The 19,103-nt window shown below is 35.1% G+C and carries 17 protein-coding genes; all 17 read left to right on the top strand.

The annotated features are described in order from the left end of the window. Positions 1-2 precede the first annotated feature (2 nt). Entirely contained in the window at positions 3-1,250 is a 1,248-nt protein-coding gene (gene murA / locus C4F49_RS02620; RefSeq protein ID WP_196934304.1) for a UDP-N-acetylglucosamine 1-carboxyvinyltransferase, read from the top strand. Between the two features lie 170 nt (positions 1,251-1,420). Further along, positions 1,421-1,783, top strand: coding sequence for a serine O-acetyltransferase (locus tag C4F49_RS02615; protein WP_196934303.1), 363 nt, complete (start codon positions 1,421-1,423; stop codon positions 1,781-1,783). Beyond that, on the top strand, positions 1,780-3,075 hold the full coding sequence (locus C4F49_RS02610; RefSeq protein ID WP_196934302.1) for an oligosaccharide flippase family protein: 1,296 nt from the start codon (positions 1,780-1,782) through the stop codon (positions 3,073-3,075). The genes C4F49_RS02615 and C4F49_RS02610 overlap by 4 nt, the downstream gene beginning before the upstream one ends. Next, entirely contained in the window at positions 3,075-3,929 is an 855-nt protein-coding gene (gene murB / locus C4F49_RS02605) for a UDP-N-acetylmuramate dehydrogenase (protein ID WP_196934301.1), read from the top strand. The genes C4F49_RS02610 and murB overlap by 1 nt, the downstream gene beginning before the upstream one ends. A gap of 4 nt (positions 3,930-3,933) precedes the next feature. Further along, positions 3,934-4,845 carry a glycosyltransferase family 2 protein gene (locus C4F49_RS02600; RefSeq protein ID WP_196934300.1) on the top strand — a complete coding sequence of 304 codons (912 nt, stop codon included), beginning with the start codon at positions 3,934-3,936 and terminating at the stop codon, positions 4,843-4,845. Further along, complete coding sequence (locus tag C4F49_RS02595; protein ID WP_196934299.1) at positions 4,846-6,252, top strand: O-antigen polymerase; 1,407 nt, start codon at positions 4,846-4,848, stop codon at positions 6,250-6,252. Continuing rightward, positions 6,249-7,340: a glycosyltransferase gene (locus C4F49_RS02590; RefSeq protein ID WP_196934298.1), complete on the top strand. Its 1,092-nt coding sequence runs from the start codon at positions 6,249-6,251 to the stop codon at positions 7,338-7,340. The genes C4F49_RS02595 and C4F49_RS02590 overlap by 4 nt, the downstream gene beginning before the upstream one ends. Positions 7,341-7,345: 5 nt before the next feature. Beyond that, complete coding sequence (locus tag C4F49_RS02585; RefSeq protein ID WP_196934297.1) at positions 7,346-7,897, top strand: serine O-acetyltransferase; 552 nt, start codon at positions 7,346-7,348, stop codon at positions 7,895-7,897. Positions 7,898-7,905: 8 nt separating this feature from the next. Continuing rightward, positions 7,906-9,456, top strand: coding sequence for a right-handed parallel beta-helix repeat-containing protein (locus C4F49_RS02580; protein WP_196934296.1), 1,551 nt, complete (start codon positions 7,906-7,908; stop codon positions 9,454-9,456). A 30-nt stretch (positions 9,457-9,486) separates the two neighbouring features. Beyond that, a complete protein-coding gene (locus C4F49_RS02575) occupies positions 9,487-10,665 on the top strand; it encodes a glycosyltransferase (protein WP_196934295.1) in 1,179 nt (392 codons plus the stop codon). A 38-nt stretch (positions 10,666-10,703) separates the two neighbouring features. After that, positions 10,704-12,044, top strand: a complete 1,341-nt coding sequence (locus tag C4F49_RS02570) for a polysaccharide pyruvyl transferase family protein (protein ID WP_196934294.1) — start codon at positions 10,704-10,706, stop codon at positions 12,042-12,044. A gap of 2 nt (positions 12,045-12,046) precedes the next feature. Then, a complete protein-coding gene (locus tag C4F49_RS02565; RefSeq protein ID WP_196934293.1) occupies positions 12,047-13,195 on the top strand; it encodes a glycosyltransferase in 1,149 nt (382 codons plus the stop codon). A gap of 127 nt (positions 13,196-13,322) precedes the next feature. Then, entirely contained in the window at positions 13,323-14,228 is a 906-nt protein-coding gene (locus C4F49_RS02560; RefSeq protein ID WP_196934292.1) for an NAD-dependent epimerase/dehydratase family protein, read from the top strand. 57 nt (positions 14,229-14,285) lie between these two features. After that, positions 14,286-15,254, top strand: coding sequence for an MraY family glycosyltransferase (locus C4F49_RS02555; RefSeq protein WP_196934291.1), 969 nt, complete (start codon positions 14,286-14,288; stop codon positions 15,252-15,254). Positions 15,255-15,266: 12 nt separating this feature from the next. Further along, positions 15,267-15,713 carry a WxcM-like domain-containing protein gene (locus tag C4F49_RS02550; RefSeq protein WP_196934290.1) on the top strand — a complete coding sequence of 149 codons (447 nt, stop codon included), beginning with the start codon at positions 15,267-15,269 and terminating at the stop codon, positions 15,711-15,713. A gap of 210 nt (positions 15,714-15,923) precedes the next feature. Beyond that, complete coding sequence (locus C4F49_RS02545; protein ID WP_196934289.1) at positions 15,924-16,688, top strand: polysaccharide biosynthesis/export family protein; 765 nt, start codon at positions 15,924-15,926, stop codon at positions 16,686-16,688. Between the two features lie 11 nt (positions 16,689-16,699). Beyond that, a complete protein-coding gene (locus C4F49_RS02540; protein WP_196934288.1) occupies positions 16,700-19,099 on the top strand; it encodes a GumC family protein in 2,400 nt (799 codons plus the stop codon). Positions 19,100-19,103: the final 4 nt, after the last annotated feature.

The following is a 19,103-nucleotide window of genomic DNA, read 5'->3' as shown; positions in this document are numbered from 1 at the left end:
TTATGCATAACGATATTTTAAAGATAAAAAAAGGCCGGCTGTACGGAAATGTTAAAGTAAGTGGCGCTAAAAATAGCGCATTGAGATTACTGGCAGCCTCGCTTTTAACAGATGAGCAAATTGAATTAAATAATTTCCCGAACGGATTACTTGACGTACAAGTTCATTTGGAAATGCTCAAGGTTTTGGGTAAGGATTTTTCTGCAAAGCAGGACAATGTCTTTATTAAAGAAACTCAGTCTGGCATCACTACCTTAGACTGGACAGAGCGCTCAATTCGCAATACCTTGCTTATATTGGGAGCGCTAGTTACTCGATTTGGCGAAGGGCGCGTCCCTTTACCTGGGGGATGTAAATTGGGGGAGAGAAAGTATGATCTACACGTTATGCTTTTAGAGAATTTGGGTGCTAGGGTTTGGGAAGAAGAGCCGGGCTATCTTTGCGCAAAAGTAGAAAGCGGTAGATTGAAGGGCAACAACATTCATCTACCTATGCGGTCTACAGGCGCTACCGAAAATTCTATTATCTGTGCATCATTAGCTCAGGGAACTACTACAGTATGGAATCCGCATATTCGTCCTGAAATCATAGACCTAATAGCTTTATTGAATAAAATGGGTGCCAAAATAAAGGTTTATGGCCAGAAGTGTATCGTAATTGAGGGGGTTGATAAACTATCTGGGGTCAAGCACTCAGTAATTCCAGACAATATGGAAGCACTGACTTGGGCCATTGGAGCTGTTATAACTCAGGGAGAAGTCGAAATTGAAAATTTTCCATTTGAGCATTTGGAAATACCTATGACGTACTTACGCGAAAGTGGGATGAATTTCTACAGAGGGGAAAATAGTCTAATCGTAAGAGGAGGGGAAGCGTATCCTATTGAGATTAGCACTGGCCCTTATCCGGGTATTAATTCGGATATGCAGCCCCTATTTGCTGTATATGGCGCCATGTCTCAAGGAGAATCTAAAATCATTGATTTACGGTTTCCTGGTCGTTACGGATATGCTGAAGAATTAGCTAAAATGGGAATGAACTATAGCGTTGAAGGAGATTTGTTAGTAATTAATGGAGGAACTCCTCTGCACGGAGCTACGGTTAACGCTCTAGACCTAAGAGCTGGAATTGCGTTGTTGTTGGCTGGATTGACTGCCGAAGGAGAAACGCTAATCGAAAATTCTTGGCAGATAGAACGCGGATATGAGAATCTAAATGAGAAATTAACTCAACTAAACATAAAGCTCTAATGACTTTGCAAACCCTGATAGAGGAAATTAAAGGTGATTTAAGAGGAAAACCATCATTACCCCTATTCATAAAAAGTTATTTTTACAGTGCTAGATTTAGGATATTACTAAATCATAGAATAGGTAAATTTTTCTATAAAAGGAACAATTTCCTTTTTCGACAGCTCGCATTGCGTTATAAATATAGGCTAATTACCAAAAGAGGCTGTGATATTTCGTATGACTGTAGCATCGGCAAAGGCTTGAGATTGCCCCATCCATTAGGAATTGTAATCGGACAGGGGGTCGTAATTGAAGATGATGTAATGATTTTTCAACAAGTGACGTTTGGCAGCCATGGGAAAAAGGGCAAAGATTTGGAATATCCGACCGTTAAAAGGGGGGTTAAGATATTTGCTGGAGCAAAAATTATCGGAGGTGTTGTCATTGGCGAAGGTAGTGTTATCGGAGCCAATAGCTTGATTAACATTGATGTTCCGTCTGGAAGTACTGCTTATGGAACACCATGTAAAATAAAACAGAAAGATCAATGAGTTCGTTTATAAAAGATCTGTCAAGGGTCGGTGTGTCAAATTTTGTAATTATTTCTTCAGGAATTCTTACGTCCATTATAACCGCTCGCTATATTGGCCCAGAGGGGAATGGTATTATTGCGGGGCTTGCTGTTTATCCATCTCTGTTTATGACGATTGGGTCTTTAGGGATTCGACAATCGACTGCTTATTATTTAGGTAAGGGACTGTATCCAGAGGAGAAAATTAAGACTGCTATAACGCAAATCTGGATGTGTACCACAGTTCTGTCATTCGTTATTTGCTTTATCTTGATGCGTTACTTTAGTAAATCTGGAGATAATTTGTATTGGGTGCTTTTGTCATTGCTGCCAATTCCATTTAATTTGTTTGTAACTTATAATTCAGGAATTTTTTTAGGGAAAAATAATATTAGTGCTTTTAATAAAGTCAATTGGATACCTCCTCTTCTAACGTTGTTTTTAACATTAATTTTTATCGTAGTGCTTGATCTTAGTGTTACAGGTGCTCTTTTAGCAGTTATTGGTGGCCCACTGTTTATGGCTTTTTTAATGTTGTTCAGGAACGATTTCTTGAGAGCTTTTAAATTCGAAGTTGATTTGACTGTTATTAAATCAATGCTGTCTCTAGGATTAATTTACGCTTTTTCGTTATTAATTATTAATTTAAACTATAAAGCCGATTATATTCTTTTGGACAAACTAAGTTCGTCCTATGAGTTGGGGATCTATTCTAAAGGCTCAACCATAACGCAGTATTTGTGGCAAATTCCAATGCTATTAAGTACAATTGTATTTGCGCGAAGCGCTGTTTCGAAAAACGATAGGAAATTTTCCATGAAAGTCGCCCAGTTGTTGAGAATTTCATTTATTCTTATTGGTTCAGCTTCTTTAACCCTCTTTTTGCTTTCCGACTTTATTATCATAACCATGTATGGAGAATCTTTCCGGGATAGCATCTTAGTTTTAAAATTTCTATTACCAGGCGTGGTCATATTAACTATTTTTAAGGTCATGAATATGGATTTAGCGGGAAAGGGTAAACCTTGGATTGCTATGAAGGCGATGTTTCCTTCCTTAATTATTAATGTGGTCTTAAATTATATCTTTATCCCGAAATATGGTGCCGCTGGATCCGCAATCTGTTCTACTATAAGTTATATCATAGCTGCACTTACTTTTCTTTTTTTCTATAGTAGAGAAGTTAAGATTCCAATATCTGAAATCCTCAGATTTAGAAAATCTGATTTCGATCCTATTTTTAGTGTTATTAATAAACTTAAAAAACGGTAATGATATATTATAAAAATTTTGATTTAACTAACTTCAATTCTTATAGAATCCATTCGACGGCTAAGGAGGTGTATTTTCCTGAAAATGAAAAAGATATAGTAGATTTATATAGTCAGAATAATAACTATATTTTGCTAGGAAGCGGACATAATATTATCTTAGCAAGCGAATACTATGAAAGGCCGATTGTAATTTTTAATGGCAATTTCAATGAAATCTCTTTGAAAGATTCTAATCTTATTGAGATCGAAGCTGGAGCAATGATGCATGACGTTGCGGATTTTGCTCTAAAGCACTCGCTTAGCGGTATTGAAATCTTCTATGACATTCCAAGTTCCTTAGGCGGAGCAGTTGTTATGAATGCTGGTGCGAGTGGGGAGGAAATCAAAGACGTTTTGGTTAAGGTACGATACCTTGATTTGGCAGATTTGCAAATAAAAGAGATCTTGAAGGAAGATATGTCGTTCGAATACCGGAATAGTTTTTTTCAGAGAAATACCGATAAGATCGTGTTAAAGGCTTGGATAAAACTAACTTTATCAAAACCAGATTTGATAAAGGAGAAAATGGAAACGATAAAGGCGCAACGCTGGGCAAAGCAACCTAAAGAATTGCCAAATGGGGGTAGTGTATTTAAAAGACCCAAAGGCTATTATGTTGGGGCAATTATTGACGAATTAAAATTAAAAGGTTTTACCATAGGCGGTGCAAAAGTTTCTGAAAAGCATGGCGGTTTTATTGTAAATTTCAATAATGCGAAAGGAAATGATATTGTTGAAATAATCAATCATATCAACAGCTTAGTTAGTATGAAATATGGATTTATGTTAGAAATTGAGCAAAGAATAATTTAATGCGATGGCTTCAAAAGTTTCAATAATATCAATTTACTATAATCGCGAAAACTCTGTAGAACAATCGATTGAAAGCTTAAGAACTCAATCGTATTCTGATGTCGAAATCATATTAGTCGATGATAATTCTAGTGATAATACCTATTCTAAACTAATTTATCAACAGACGCTCGACTCTAGAATTCGTGTTATTCGCAACGAAACAAATAAGGGTTTTACTCAATCATTAATCGATGTGATTAAAAATGTTGATTCGAAGTACATTGCGATTCATGGCTCTGGAGATATCTCGCTTCCTAAACGGATTGAAACGCAAGTGGCATTTTTGGAAAACAATGGTGATGTCGGAGTTGTCGGCGTGGGTGTTACTAATAGAAAGGTAAATAATGTTTCAGATACTATTATGGAGATTTCTACAGAACATCTGCTTTCTCGTAATATGTTGAATCATGGAGCTGTAATGTTTAGAGTGGATGATTATCACAAGTCAGGCGGATATAGATCATTCTTTAAATATAGACAAGATAAAGACTTATGGTACAGAATGAGTTTAATTTCTCGAATATTTTTTCTTCCCGATAAATTGTATGAATGGTCTATACAGGAATCGTCCGTTTCTAAAACAACTGCGTTAAATTTTGAACCAGTACTGCTGTCAGAGTTTGCTACCTTCCTAATTAGGGAAAGAATAAAATATGGATACGACTCATTGGATAAATTTGGAGAACGAGGGGCTCTGTTATTTAATCCATCTACGTCAATTCATATATTTATTAGGAACTTGAAGTCATACTTGCTAAGGAAAGAATGGAGTTCTGCTCAATCAACAGTTGAATTGATGATAATAATTAACAGAAATATTTTTTATAATTGGGGTTTAGTGATCCTTCTAAAGTACATAAAAAAAAAGAAATAGATGAAGTCTAATCCATTTTCATTCTTATTTGTTCTTGTTTCACTCGCTTTACTCTTTTTCTTCATTCCTGATCGAAGAGAGGGACTGGATACTTCTTATATAATTAATGTTTCAGTCATTGTTATATTAAATATTGTTGTTTTTTTTAAAGCCGTTTCAAAATTATATAAAACTTGGATAAGGTTTGATGTTCTATTCATTATTGGCTTTTTTATTGTACATTTTCAGACCACTTTATTTTACTCGCTTTTTGACATAAATCCGCCATATCCGAATTATTGGATCAACCAATTCGTAGTAAATTATGCGACTTGGCTAAGCGCAATGTGCCTTTTGATTTGGATGGCGGGATTCTATTTGTACACATCTTTTAAAAAATCGTTCCAGATTAATAGCAATAAGTTTGATTATTATATTAAGCCTGTTAATAGTTTTAATTTTTTGTTGTTAACTACATTTATCCTATTTATTATAATCGTCGGGGGAAGTTTTTGGTCTGGAAATCATTCTGGAGTTTCAAATTGGGGTGCCGGAGCAACATATATTTTTCTTGTTTTCAGAACTATACTTTTTCTGGGGGTAATCTATTTTTTCATCAACAATCGCGAAAGTTTAGGATCTAGAAATAAAATAGCTACCGCTATATTTAATAATAAACTACTTGTAGGTATATCAATAATCTACGTGTTGTCATTCTTAACACAAGGAGACCGTGGGCCGATTATGCAGTTTGGTCTATTAGTCATTGGGTGTTACAGCGTTTTTGTGTCAAAAATATCATTTAAGCAACTTTCATTATTGATTGTTGGTGGAGCGTTTACTTTCATGCTGATTGGCTTAGGGCGAACGAGTGATGTTTCTAAAAGGGATGGTGGAATATTTTCAACGGGACTTCAGAATTTTGAAGAAAAAGAAGATACATTATTTCCAACTGATGAGCTAGCAAAAAGTGCGTCGATTCTGTACTTAGCTTTAGACGTGGTTCCCGATTCGCATCCGTATTTATACGGGTATACAATATTTAACAATCTTGTCGAGGTCATACCCATGAGCTCAACCGTTTACTCCCCCAATAAAATCTATTCAAGTTCTACTGACTTTTTTACCTTTTTAACTTATGGTAATAATCCAAATTGGGGTGTGGGGTCAGAGATTATAGGTGATTTGTATATAAATTTTGGAGTCCATTTAACAATCTTGATCTTTTTCCTATTTGGATATTTCGTTTCATACTTGACTTATGAAACTCACGTTAACCACAATTATTTAATAATATTAATTTATCTGATGATGCTTATGTTATCTATTTATTTAAATAGATCCATATTTTTGAATCCGTTAAAATTTGTTTTCTATCTTCTTATTTTTAATAAGTTTTTGGGGAAGAGGGTAAATAAAGTTCTATGAAAAAGAAAATTGCCTTTTTAGTAAATGGTGTAAATGCTGGAGGAACAGAAAATTATCTTCTTAGATTTCTTTCATTCTATATTGATAAGATCGATGCCACAGTATATTGTAAATCTGGGAGACTGGGAGAACTTGAAAATGAATTTAGGAATTTGGGCGTAAATTTAAAGCCATTCCATTTGGGTTATTTTAATTTTAGGGACTATTACAAACTAAGAAAAGATTTTATTAAATCTAATTATGACTCAGTTTGTGATTTAACAGGGAGTTTTGGAGCTGTTCCTCTATTAATTGCTAAGTTAGCTGGAATTAAAAAGCGTGTAGGGTTTTTTAGAAATTCTAGTGAGAAGTTTCAAAAGACATTTTTTAAAGTTCAATATAATCGTTTGATTACATGGATTCTTCCGAATGTGGCAACGAATGTTCTGTCGAATTCTAAATCAGCGTTGAATTATTTCTATAACGATAGGTGGGAAAGAAACAATAAATTTCAAGTCATATACAACGGTCTTGATTCAAATATTTTTTTAGATAATAGCGGTGATTTGAGAGATGAACTAAAAATTTCTAGTAACGCCTTCGTCGTTGGCCATGTTGGACGTTTAAATGAACAGAAAAATCACGAAACTGCTATAAACGTTGCAATTGAACTTTGCAAGGAACACCCAGATGTTTATTTTATTTTCTGTGGAAAAAATGTTGACGTTGCATATTCAGAACTTGTTTCAAAACAAAACCTGAGCGAAAGAATTTTGTTATTGGGGATGCGGCGAGACATTTGCAAGGTTTTGAGAACTATGGATTGTTTTTATTTTCCTTCTAAAGTTGAAGGTCAGCCAAATGCTCTGATTGAGGCAATGATGGTGGGATTGCCGTTTGTAACGTCCGATATAGATCCGATTAAAGAAACCGTTCCAGAAAAATTTCATACACAATTGGTATCCCCAACAGATATTATCGAGGCTAAACGTAAAATATTGGAAGTTAAAAATAGCCACGCGTTAAGACGCAGACTGAACTTGTCTGATTGGACTTGCGAATATTATAGACCCGAAAAATGGTTCAGTATGTTTTACGAAAAAATTTAATTGGAATGGTAAAAAATTTTAAAGATGATATTTATCGCTATACAGGGGGAACAGGCTTGACTGCTTTTTTTAAAGCTTGGCGAAATCCCGGTTTTAGGTTCATTTTATTTTTCAGAATAGTTTCAAGTTCTCGTAAGTATAGTTTGAGATGGAGTATGGCTTTTCCGTTTTATAGGCATTACTTTATAAAGTATGGAATTCAAATACCCACAAGTGTCAAGATCGGTAGAGGTTTGTTATTGCCACACTTCGGTGGAATTGTAATCAATTCTAAATCTAAAATAGGGAATAATTGTAATATTCTACAAAATGTTACCTTAGGAAATTCAAAAGGGGGGAAAAAAGCCGGCTCACCCACTATTGGCGATAACGTATACATTGGACCCGGAGCTGTTATTGTTGGTGGGATTTTTGTAGGTAATAATGTATTGATTGCTGGAAATGCCTTTGTAAATTTCGATGTTCCTGATAATAGTATCGTGTTAGGTAACCCAGCACAAATAATTAGGAAAGATTCTCCGACAATAGAATATATTGGTTGGCGAATACATATATAATGAACGTCATGATAGCATCCAAAAAAATAACACACAGGTTTTTTAAGTCGTATTTTCTTTTTATATTGTTAATTGCGACACTGGCAAATGGGAATGCTAGTGCAAATACTTCTTTATTCAAAACGGAGTCCTTGCAAGCTCTAATAGATGTAGCGACAAAAAATAAAACAACATTGGTCTTAAAAACTAATAGTCAATATTTAGTCTCTAAACCTTTAAGAATAACTTGTTCAATCGAAGGGAATGGGGCTACTGTCACCGTAAATTCCGATGCTGTTGTGGGTGTTGAAATTTCATCTAATAACCTAGTAATCAATAGTCTTAATATTTCTGGAGCTCGATTAAAAATGATCGATCTAAAAGCAAACAACGTTACCATAAGTAGATGCCATTTTTCCACCAAATCATATTTCGTTCTTTTAAGAATTGGAGGACATAATACAAAACTTTTAAATTCAACTTTGGAGAATTACTATAAAAGTAGATTTCAATATGCAATAAAGAGTCAAGACAAGATTCCAATTAATGGATTGGTAGTCGAAAATTGTAAAATATACGGTGGGGTATACATGGAGAACCTAACCAAAAATAAATATGGAGGTTACAGTTTTAGAGAAAATTCTTTTGAAGTAAATTATAGTCATGCTGTACAAAATATTAATAATCAGCATGATGGATTTAGATTTGCTGGGATTGACGGCATAACATTTCTCGACAATATTATTAATTTTAAGGATGTTAATAGGGGATTTAAGTTTACTGATGCAGAGGCCGGATTGAAAGGTAGGACTCAGTCTAATAATCCTACAACAAATATTTTGTTTAGCGGAAACAAAATTACATCTGTCTCTAAAAATGGTAAGCAATTATTCGACTTCTATGATGGAACAGCAATAGCATCAATTTCTAATAATATCATTAGTTCAAAAGGCCACACCACTATTTTTGAAGATAAGACTACAATGAGCCTGCCGTCTAGTAGAAAATTAATAGTCTCAAAAAACAAGATATATTTTGATTTTCGGATATGTTATTATCGTGGTGCTACTAAAAAAACTCAACTTAAGAATAATGTTTCGATATCATTTATCGACAATGATTTTTTTTATACGGGTAATGTGCAAGCGTCAAGCAAAATCCAAAGATCTGGTAGTAATAAGGACTTCAAATTGGAATATTTAATTTATGTAAGGTCTTTAAATAACTTTGAATTTGTAAGTAATAGATTGAACACTGACAGTCCTGCAAATTCGTTTAGTAATTCTAGAGTTATCTTTATCAACGACGTTTCAAAATCTAATGTTGAGAACAATAAAATAAGCGGTGGCATTTCATTCCAAAAAGAAGGTGTAAATGATGATTTGAGATTCGTCAATAATACTATCGATGAAATAAGTCTACCTACAGTGATTGATCTGAAAAGTTCTCAAAAAAACATTAAGCTAGACAATCATATATCTTTTGAGGGAAATCAAGTGAAAATGAAATCAAAAAATATAAAAATTATCAACTCTTCATCAGAGTCTACTATGATGAAAGCTAATAAGATATCATATTAAACCAATATTAAATAATCGATTTTTATATTAATGAAAGCACTTTTTATACACGATCACCCATTTATTAAAAATAGAGAAACAGGTGCTTTATATACCTCAGGGAATCTCGATTCTAAACTTTGGGAGCGGTATCTTAAACATTTCAGCTCTGTAACAGTAATAGGTCGATGTAAGGTGGAAGACGACACATCTCGATACAATCTCGCAGAAAAGGATTCTGTTACGTTTAATCTGTTTGACAATGTGAGAGGAGGAGCCGATTACTTTAGAAAACGTAAAGAGATTGAAAAAAGACTTATTGATGAGATACAAAAGCATGATGCAGTTATTATGCGCTTCCCAGCGACTATTTCTGTATTCGCAGCAGATTATTGCATAAAAAATAACGTACCATACGTAGCGGAAGTTGTTGGTTGTTCTTGGGATGCTAACTGGAATTATGGTGGCATTAGCCCAAAGCTCATTGCTCCATACAGCTATATAAAGATGAAGAAGGCCGTAAAGAAGGCTTCTGCAGCAATTTTCGTTACAGAAAATTTTTTGCAGAACCGATATCCTACTGACGCGACGCTTACTGCAAATGCTTCAAATGTAATTGTCCAAGAAGTGGATCCGAAAGCTTTAGAAGTACGATTGAAAAAAATAAATTCGCAAGAAGCGGACGGCGCGATCCGTTTAGGCGTAATTGGAAACATAAATGTACGTTATAAAGGCTATGATGTACTATTGCAAGCCGTTTCTGATCTACCGGCCGATCTATTAAAAAGGATAACCATCGATTTTGTTGGAGGGGGGGATCCTTCTTATTTGACGAGCTTAATTCAAAAATTTCGATTAGAAGATCGAACAATTGTACGCGGCAAGTTAAAGTCTGGCCAGGAGATTTTTAGCTATTTAGATTCTTTGGATCTTTATGTTCATCCCTCAAAGCAGGAAGGACTCCCTCGTGTCGTCATTGAAGCAATGAGCAGGGCTTGCCCGATTTTGGCCTCTAGTGTTGCTGGAACACCCGAGTTATTAGCTAGTGAGTTTTTACACAAGCCAGGTGATGCAAAGAAATTGAGCATGGATATTGTTAAGATTGTTCAAGATGTAGAACTTCAGAAGCGTATGGCAGAGATGAATTATGAGAAATCTAAATCCTATGTTTTTTCAGTCCTAGAGGGAAGAAGAGAAGATTTTTTCGCTAAAGTAAAGGCGTCTCTTTAAATTATTATTAACTACTTATAGAATTTCAAGTTTATAAAATGAAAAAAGCAATTATTGTAAACGGTATCACAGATATGAACAAGGGTGATCAAGCGTTGGTTTGGGAAAGCTATCGGATTATTCAGGATACCGGTCTATATGATGATATTAAAGTAATATCCTTAGGCGATACACCTGAAGAGTACGAAGCCCTTTGTGGTCAAACGATTGACAGAGGTATGCACGTAATACAGAATTTGCTAAAGCATCCTAGACGGGGTAAACATCATAAAGATCAGTTACAGAAAGAGGGATTAGGCTATTTGTTATTCCAGATCAAAAACGCGCTCAGCGACTATCGTTCTCTTACGCGATTAGAAAAAATTATAGATGACAAATCTAAGACTAAGAAATATTTTACTGAACGGGAAAATGAAACTATCCAAGCTTTTAGAGACGTCGATACCGTCTTTGTTAAAGGAGGAGGATTCCTACATGCCCATGGAGAAAAAACGGCTCCTTATGTTATGTGGTACTTTTTGTATTATATGAACTTAGCAAAGCAGATGGGAAAAGAATTGGTTTTACTGCCGAATTCCTATGGCCCGTTCGATGGATTAACTGTAAAAAAGCAATTGAAGAAGGGCTTGGGGAAAAGCGACCTAATTTTAGCTAGAGAGCATGTCTCCTCTAACGCATTGTCTGTTTTGTTGGAGCGCGATATTCCTGTCGTTCCAGATTTAGGATTCTATCTAAATATGCAACCTAAAGAAGTGGGTTTCGAGGTTTTGGAAAAATACGGCTTTACAAAGGCAGATAAAATTGTAGGAATGACCGTAAGACCATGGCGATTCCCTGGAAGTTCGAATCCCGAGCAGTTATTCGATCGCTATTTGGATTCGTTGAAGGAACTCATTATTTATTTAAATGAGGCGGGGTATAAAGTTGCCCTTTTCAACCAATCGATAGGACCTAATGCGCATGAAGATGATCGCAATGCGATTGCACGGCTTATAGATATTTGCGATAATGAAAAGAGTGGTCTTTTTACATGGGTTAACGAGAATCCCACCTGCGATATTTTGAAAGCGATCTACGCAAATATGTATTTCTTTGTCGGTACCCGATTTCACTCACTGATTTTTTCAATGACTTCTGAAGTTCCGTCTATATCGATTGCTTACGGAGGGAATAAAGGAGTTGGAATTATGGAAGAGTTTGATTTAGGAGAGTATGTCGTTAAAATTAATGATGTTACTAAGGAAAATTTGAGAGATTTATTCGACCGTGCAATAGCAAATTATTCAGCCATTAAAACGAAATTGGCGGAAAAGCTTCCTTATCTTGAAGAACAGCGTTTAGAAACGATAGAACTGATTAAAAAGGCGGTAAAGCACTAATTATGAAGATTGCATTAGTAATTACCGATTACGGTAGTTTTAACAATTTTTTAGGAGATCTAGCAATTCAATTGCTTAGAGACGGCCACGAAATCTCAGTAATCACATCAGAGGTAAGGGTAATTAATATCCAAGACAAATTCAATTACTTGGAACAAGGGATCAAGTTTTTTTATGTGGATTTTCCTAGAGGTTTTAATCCTTTATCTCACTATAAGTCCTCCAAAAAGATAAAAAAGATCTTGGATGATATTGTGCCAGATTTGGTACATATTCATTTTACCACAGGAATCTTTACGACACTTTTTTCCGGACGTTTGAAATATAAAACACTGGGTACATTCCATGGTCTGGGATTTCCGGTATTGTCGGGAGTCAAAAAACAAATATTTGCTTTTGTTGAGCGATTTTGTTTTAACCGATTGGATAAAATTTACGTGCTTAATGAGGTTGATTATAAGGCGGTCACTTTGTTGGGATACGATAACGTCGAAAAATATGAGACATTAGGATTAGGATGTGATTTGAGCGTATTTAACCCGTCAAATTTCTCGGATATTCAAAAAGCTGATCGGAAGAAGTTGCTTCAGATAGATCCAGCTGATTTCGTTTTTGCCTATACGGGTCGGTTTGTGAGTTTTAAAGGGTTTGATAAAGTGATCCGTTCTTTTTTAGAATTGTATAAATCCAATGATAAAGTAAAACTATTATTAATAGGCGGTAACGATGTTATCCATCCAACTGGACTCAATGAACAAGAACTACAACAAATGGGTGATTGCAAGGGCATTATTCATATAGGATTTACGATTGATGTGGCACATTACTTGGCAATAACTGATGCATTCGTGTTTCCGAGCAGTAAAGAAGGGATGCCTGTATGCGTAATAGAAGCTTTGGCGATGGGAGTGCCCGTAATTACAGCTGATTCACGGGGCTGCAACGAGATTATCGAAGATAATTATAATGGCTACGTAGTTAATGTTGACGAAAACGCTTGGAAAGACGTCAAAGAAAGCATGGCTGTTATTAGTTCAAACCCAGGGTTGATTGAGCGCTTTAGAGGGAATATAGAAAAAGACAGACTTTTGTACGATCGAAATAGGTACGTTATGAGCGAGCGTAAACGATATAATGAATTAGTTTCTTAGTAAGAGTCGATAATCAATTAAAAAAGCAAAGAAATTTGTTTTAAAGAATAAGAGTGGAATTTGAAGACACAGGAAGAGAAAACGAAGTAACTTAGAAACTCGCTCTTTAAAGGTAGTATAACCCAATATGCACATTATAATTACAGGATCCTCAGGCTTTGTTGGACAAAACTTAGAGAAATATTTATTGGAAGGGGACGTGGAGGTTACAAGGCTTTCCCTCCGTGAGCAGAGCTGGCGTACGCGAATTGACCGACAATACGATGCAATTATTCATTTAGCAGGCAAAGCACATGACACGTCCAATACATCGCAGCCTGAAGATTATTTCAAAGTAAATACAGATCTAACGATAGATTTATTTAATGCTTTTCTTAGCTCAGAAGTAGGCGATTTTTTTTATTTTAGTTCTGTGAAAGCTGTAGCTGATTCGGTTGACGGAATATTAACAGAGGATGCAACTGGCAATCCGCTAACGCCGTATGGAAAATCAAAGCTGCAAGCGGAAGAATATCTTCTGTCAAAAAAGCTACCAGAAGGTAAGCGGCTTTTTATTATTCGGCCGTGCATGATTCACGGCCCAGGCAATAAAGGGAATCTAAATTTATTATATCAAGTTGTCAAAAAGGGAATTCCATGGCCTTTAGCAGCTTTTCACAACCAACGTTCCTTTTTAAGTATCGATAATCTAAACTTTTTAATAGTATCCATGCTTAAAGATGGTTCAATTGGTTCAGGGGTTTATAATTTTGCTGATGATGAGCCTATTTCTACAAATGATTTAGTCAAAATAATTGCAGAAACTTTTGGGAAGCAGCCTAGATTGTTGAATATTCCCTCAAAACTGATTAGTGCTTTTGTTAAGATTGGAGATGTATTGCCTTTACCTTTGAATTCAGAGCGATTGAAGAAGTTAACAGAGTCTTATGTGGTTTCAAATAAAAAAATTAAATCTGTTTTGCGTATTGAGCAACTACCTTTGAATTCGTCAGATGGGCTGAAGGTTACCATAAAATCGTTTGATGCAATCTGATGCAATTTTATGAAATCTACTTAGCCATTATTTACTTACTGTCTTCAAGAGCAACCTATGTTATATTTAATCATTTTTACTATTCTTTTTATCACTGAATTGATTTATTTCCGTATTGCGAATCAATTTAATATTATCGATAAACCTAACGAACGGAGCTCCCATACGTCAATAACGTTAAGGGGAGGAGGTATCATATTCTATTTTGGGGCTTTGATCTATTTCATCTTATCAGGCTTTGAATATCCTTACTTTTTTCTAGGATTAACGCTAATGACAGCCGTTAGTTTTGCCGACGACGTTATGACCCTATCTAATAAAATTCGGCTTTTGATTCATTTAATTTCAGTGATGCTAATGGCGTTCGAATTGCATATTTTTGACATGCCCTGGTATTATTTGCTAATTATTTTTATCGTCGTTATTGGGGTAATCAACGCATATAATTTCATGGACGGTATCAATGGTATTACTGTATCCTATAGTTTAGCTGTGTGCGGTTTACTAATTATGATGAACAACCAGGTCGATTTTATAGATAATGATTTGCTTATTTATACGATGTTGGCCTTGTTAGTCTTTGCATATTTTAATTTCAGAACAAAGGCCAAATGTTTTGCAGGCGATGTAGGGTCTGTTGCAATAGCTTTTATATTACTATTCGCGTTAGCAGCACTAATTCTAAAAACCCAAAACTTGATCTATATTTTGTTCTTATCTGTTTATGGAATAGATACGATTTGGACAATAATTCGTAGGCTAAGTAAAAGGGAGAATATTTTTCAAGCGCATCGATCTCATTTGTATCAATATTTAGGTAATGAAGCTGGTGTAAATAAATTGTTAGTTTCTTTCACTTACGGGATTCTTCAATTTATTATAGGCTTATTGGTGATTCAAATGGCGGACAAATCGTTAAATACCCAACTAATATTCGCGTTCGGTTTGATTTTTGCTTTAAGTGTTTTCTACTTAATCAGTAAAGAATACATCGTTAAAAAGTACATACGGAATATAATAAAATAGTTAAAAGACACCATGATTGAGTTTATACAGGGAGGGGTTTACGAAGATGATAGAGGTCAGATTCGATTTGTAAATGATTTCGATATGACTAGAATAAAGCGCTTTTACATCATTAAGAACAAAGATACGGAGCTGATAAGAGGATGGAGGGCGCATAGAATCGAGAAACGGTGGTTTTATGTTGTTTCGGGTTCTTTTACAGTTCAGTTTGTCAAAATCGACAGCTGGGAAGCGCCATCAAGGGAGCTTGAGGTTAAAAAAGAGCAATTAGACGCTACTCACAATAAAGTTCTTTACATTCCGGATGGATATGGTACAGCGTTTAAAGCCCTAGAACCAGAAAGTGAATTAATTGTTTTTGCAGATTTTGGAATTGACCATGCGAAGAGTGATGATTATACTTTTCCGTTAGATTATTTTGTCAATAGCAATGACCAAGAGTTTGACAAACCATCGTAATTTTTTTATAGATTGTCAACGTATTCATTTTACGTGTAAGGTTGTTTTTCAAAGAGAATGGAAAGCATTCAATAGATTCGAACATTGAAATTATTACAATCAAAAAACATATTTGAGAGATTGTGATAAAAAAGACTATTTTTGCAATGATTGAATATTGTTTAATTCATATTCAATAGATTGATATATTTTAATATTATACTAGCATATATGCGTAAACTATACATCCCATTAATTTCTTTTGTCATTTTGGTGATCTTTTTTTCTTCTTGTGCAAGTAGAAAAGACTTGGTGTATTTTCAACCAGATTCCACATTGTTACATGAGACATATGAACTGAATGCGCCGAAATTGCAACCGGGTGACCAATTGGTGATTATGATTAGTGCGGATGATATTCGCGCTACTGAAGCATTTAATCAGGCAAGTATTTATCAGTCTCGAAATTCGAACGATGCGGCATTTCGACCTACTTACGCAATTGATGTCGATGGAAATATTGACTATCCTAAATTGGGTAAAGTAAAATTGGCTGGTCTTACAAGAACTGATGCCATCGGAAAGATGCGTGCTGAATTGTCGAGATTTATTCAAGATCCAGGCGTAAATATCAATATTACAAATTTTCGAGTTACTGTTTTAGGAGAAGTTAAGAGCCCAGGAAGCTACCTGGTGCAAAGCGATCGGATCACACTATTGGAAGCCATAGGCATGGCTGGCGATCTCACTATAAATGGAGTTAGAAAAGATGTATTGGTTATTCGGGAGCAAAATGGTAAAAAGGAAGAGTTTAGAGTCGACCTTACCAAACGCGATGCACTAAATTCTCCGGTCTATTACCTTGCCCAAAACGATATTATCTACATCGAACCAAATGGTGCACGGATACAATCTTCAAAATACACACAGAATAATTCTTTATTTATTTCCATAGCCGGAATCATTATTACGGTAATCTCCGTTATAACTAGATAATATTATCGTATATGAATAAAAACGAATATCCGAATTCAAATGCGGACGAAAATGAAATCAATTTAAAGCAACTATTTGAACAGTATGCCTTCTATTGGAAGTGGTTTGTACTTTCACTAATCATATGCGTTGCGGTTGCCCTAGTGTATTTAAGATACGCCGAAAAAATCTACAGTATCAGTGCCAAAATACTTTTACAAGATGAAAATAAGGCTTCAGATGAATTGGCTGGTTTGTCCGAAATAGCTAGTTTTACTGGAGGGTCATCGACATCTGCTTTTGTGTCCGACCAAATTGACGTGATGAATTCTAGAAGAATTATGCGTAAAGTTGTTGAAGAGAACAATCTTAACATTAGCTACTATTCAAAAGGTAACGTAAAATCTTCGGAAATTTTAGAAAAGTCATCGCCGATTAAACTAATTATTTTAAATAAAGGAAATCCGAAATTAGATTCCACATCCTATACGTTTATCATAGAAATTAAATCAAAAAATGAGTTTAGTTTTAGAGATAAGGAGAAAGGTACGAAAACGCTGAGTTTTGGAAAGCCATTTGATTCTGCCTTGGGGAGTATTCTAATTTTACCAAATCAGTTAGATGGCGATATAGGGTCAGAAATTCAGGTAGTTTACCAACCAATAAATAAGGTAATTGATAATTTGATTGGTCAGGTTTCGATACAGCCGAATAAAGAGAAACAATCTTATATCGTAAACTATTCAATGAATCATCCCGTTCGGGAAAAAGCAGCACTTATCCTAAATTCGATGGTAGATCAGTACAATCGAGACGTAACAGAGGATAAATACAAAGTGACAAAGGCAACGTCGGAATTTATTAGCAGCAGACTTGATTTGGTATCCAATGACATGTCTTCTGCTGACAAAGAGGTTGCTAATTTTAAAGATCAGAATAGTCTAATAGATATGCAGAATGAAGCTACCCTTTATTTACAAAATGCTTCTGAAAATGACAAAAAACTATTAGACTATCAAACACAGTTGAGGCTTGCTGATATGATGAAAAGCTCGATTTCTTCTGATAATTCTACATTGTTGCCATCCAACATTGGTTTAGAGGACGGTTCGATTGAGGCCACCATTGCCAACTACAATAAACTTATTTTAGAAAGAGACGATTTACTAAAATCCGCCACCGAAAGCAATCCTGTCGTGATTAATTTGAATAGCAATCTTGATGAAATGAACAGAAGTTTAACTACTTCGTTATCGAATTATAGAAAAGGCTTGGAATTAAATGTATCCGCTCTTCAGACTCAACGTGGATCTATTCAAGGAAAATTAAATCAGATTCCTAATCAAGAGAGAGGTTTTAAAAATATATCTCGACAACAACAAATAGTAGAATCGTTATATCTGTTTTTGTTGCAAAAAAGGGAAGAAATTGAAATTCAGGCCTCTGCTACACCTGCCAATATGAAAATTATTGACTCTGCTTATGGTTCTGATATCCCGGTAGCTCCGAGAAAAAGTATAATACTTCTAGGATCTCTTATTATTGGTTTCTTCATACCATTTGTGATTTTGTACATCAAATTTCTTTTGGATAATAAAATACATTCTAGGAAGGACATCGAAGAGAAATTTAATGCGCCAATATTGGGCGAAGTGCCTACCGCTGAAGACGAAACGATCATTAAATTAAATGACCGAAGTTCTTTGGCCGAGTCATTCCGAATCCTACGAACGAATATATCCTTTATGTTAGCGAGTAATAAAAATAGATCATCCGTGATTTATGTTACTTCAACGACTTCAGGAGAAGGTAAATCATTCGTTGCAACCAATCTGTCGCAAATTCTTTCCATGTCTGGCAAGAAGGTTTTACTGATTGGAGCGGATATTCGTAGTCCAAAAGTGCTCGATTATTTGGGCTTATCGCATTTGCAACATACAAATATTGGTATTACGCAATATTTGATTAATCCAGATATGCCGATCGAAAATATCATTATTTCAAAACCTGCACCATATGATTTTGATATAATCTATTCTGGATACGTAGCACCAAATCCAGCAGAGTTATTGATGAATGGTCATTTTAAGGATTTGATTGAATTTGCGCGTTCTCATTATGATTATGTGATTGTGGATACAGCACCGGTAAGTTTAGTAACAGATACGTTGTTGATCGCAGAGAACGCAGATTTAACAGTTTATGTAGCTCGTGCGAACTATCTGGATAAACGCTTATTGAATGTTCCTAAAGAATTGTATGAACAAGGGAAGCTTAAAAATCTGGCAGTTGTAATCAACGATGTTGATTTTGCTAGAGGCTACGGATATGGTTATGGTTACGGATATGGATATGGAGACAAAGGTAATCCGGCCTCTTTGAGAAGTAGGGTCAAGAAGCTAATTTTCGGAAACAAAAAAAGGAAAAAATAAATTT

Origin of the sequence: Sphingobacterium hungaricum (genome assembly GCF_015210005.1) — a bacterium.
Lineage (GTDB): Bacteria > Bacteroidota > Bacteroidia > Sphingobacteriales > Sphingobacteriaceae > Sphingobacterium > Sphingobacterium hungaricum.
This window is presented reverse-complemented; position numbering and strand designations above follow the sequence as displayed.

Coding starts and splice junctions, on each gene's coding strand:
- murA (WP_196934304.1), top strand. CDS start 3: ATGCATAACGATATTTTAAAGATAAAAAAAGGCCGGCTGTACGGAAAT.
- C4F49_RS02610 (WP_196934302.1), top strand. CDS start 1,780: ATGAGTTCGTTTATAAAAGATCTGTCAAGGGTCGGTGTGTCAAATTTT.
- murB (WP_196934301.1), top strand. CDS start 3,075: ATGATATATTATAAAAATTTTGATTTAACTAACTTCAATTCTTATAGA.
- C4F49_RS02600 (WP_196934300.1), top strand. CDS start 3,934: ATGGCTTCAAAAGTTTCAATAATATCAATTTACTATAATCGCGAAAAC.
- C4F49_RS02595 (WP_196934299.1), top strand. CDS start 4,846: ATGAAGTCTAATCCATTTTCATTCTTATTTGTTCTTGTTTCACTCGCT.
- C4F49_RS02590 (WP_196934298.1), top strand. CDS start 6,249: ATGAAAAAGAAAATTGCCTTTTTAGTAAATGGTGTAAATGCTGGAGGA.
- C4F49_RS02585 (WP_196934297.1), top strand. CDS start 7,346: ATGGTAAAAAATTTTAAAGATGATATTTATCGCTATACAGGGGGAACA.
- C4F49_RS02580 (WP_196934296.1), top strand. CDS start 7,906: ATGATAGCATCCAAAAAAATAACACACAGGTTTTTTAAGTCGTATTTT.
- C4F49_RS02575 (WP_196934295.1), top strand. CDS start 9,487: ATGAAAGCACTTTTTATACACGATCACCCATTTATTAAAAATAGAGAA.
- C4F49_RS02570 (WP_196934294.1), top strand. CDS start 10,704: ATGAAAAAAGCAATTATTGTAAACGGTATCACAGATATGAACAAGGGT.
- C4F49_RS02565 (WP_196934293.1), top strand. CDS start 12,047: ATGAAGATTGCATTAGTAATTACCGATTACGGTAGTTTTAACAATTTT.
- C4F49_RS02560 (WP_196934292.1), top strand. CDS start 13,323: ATGCACATTATAATTACAGGATCCTCAGGCTTTGTTGGACAAAACTTA.
- C4F49_RS02555 (WP_196934291.1), top strand. CDS start 14,286: ATGTTATATTTAATCATTTTTACTATTCTTTTTATCACTGAATTGATT.
- C4F49_RS02550 (WP_196934290.1), top strand. CDS start 15,267: ATGATTGAGTTTATACAGGGAGGGGTTTACGAAGATGATAGAGGTCAG.
- C4F49_RS02545 (WP_196934289.1), top strand. CDS start 15,924: ATGCGTAAACTATACATCCCATTAATTTCTTTTGTCATTTTGGTGATC.
- C4F49_RS02540 (WP_196934288.1), top strand. CDS start 16,700: ATGAATAAAAACGAATATCCGAATTCAAATGCGGACGAAAATGAAATC.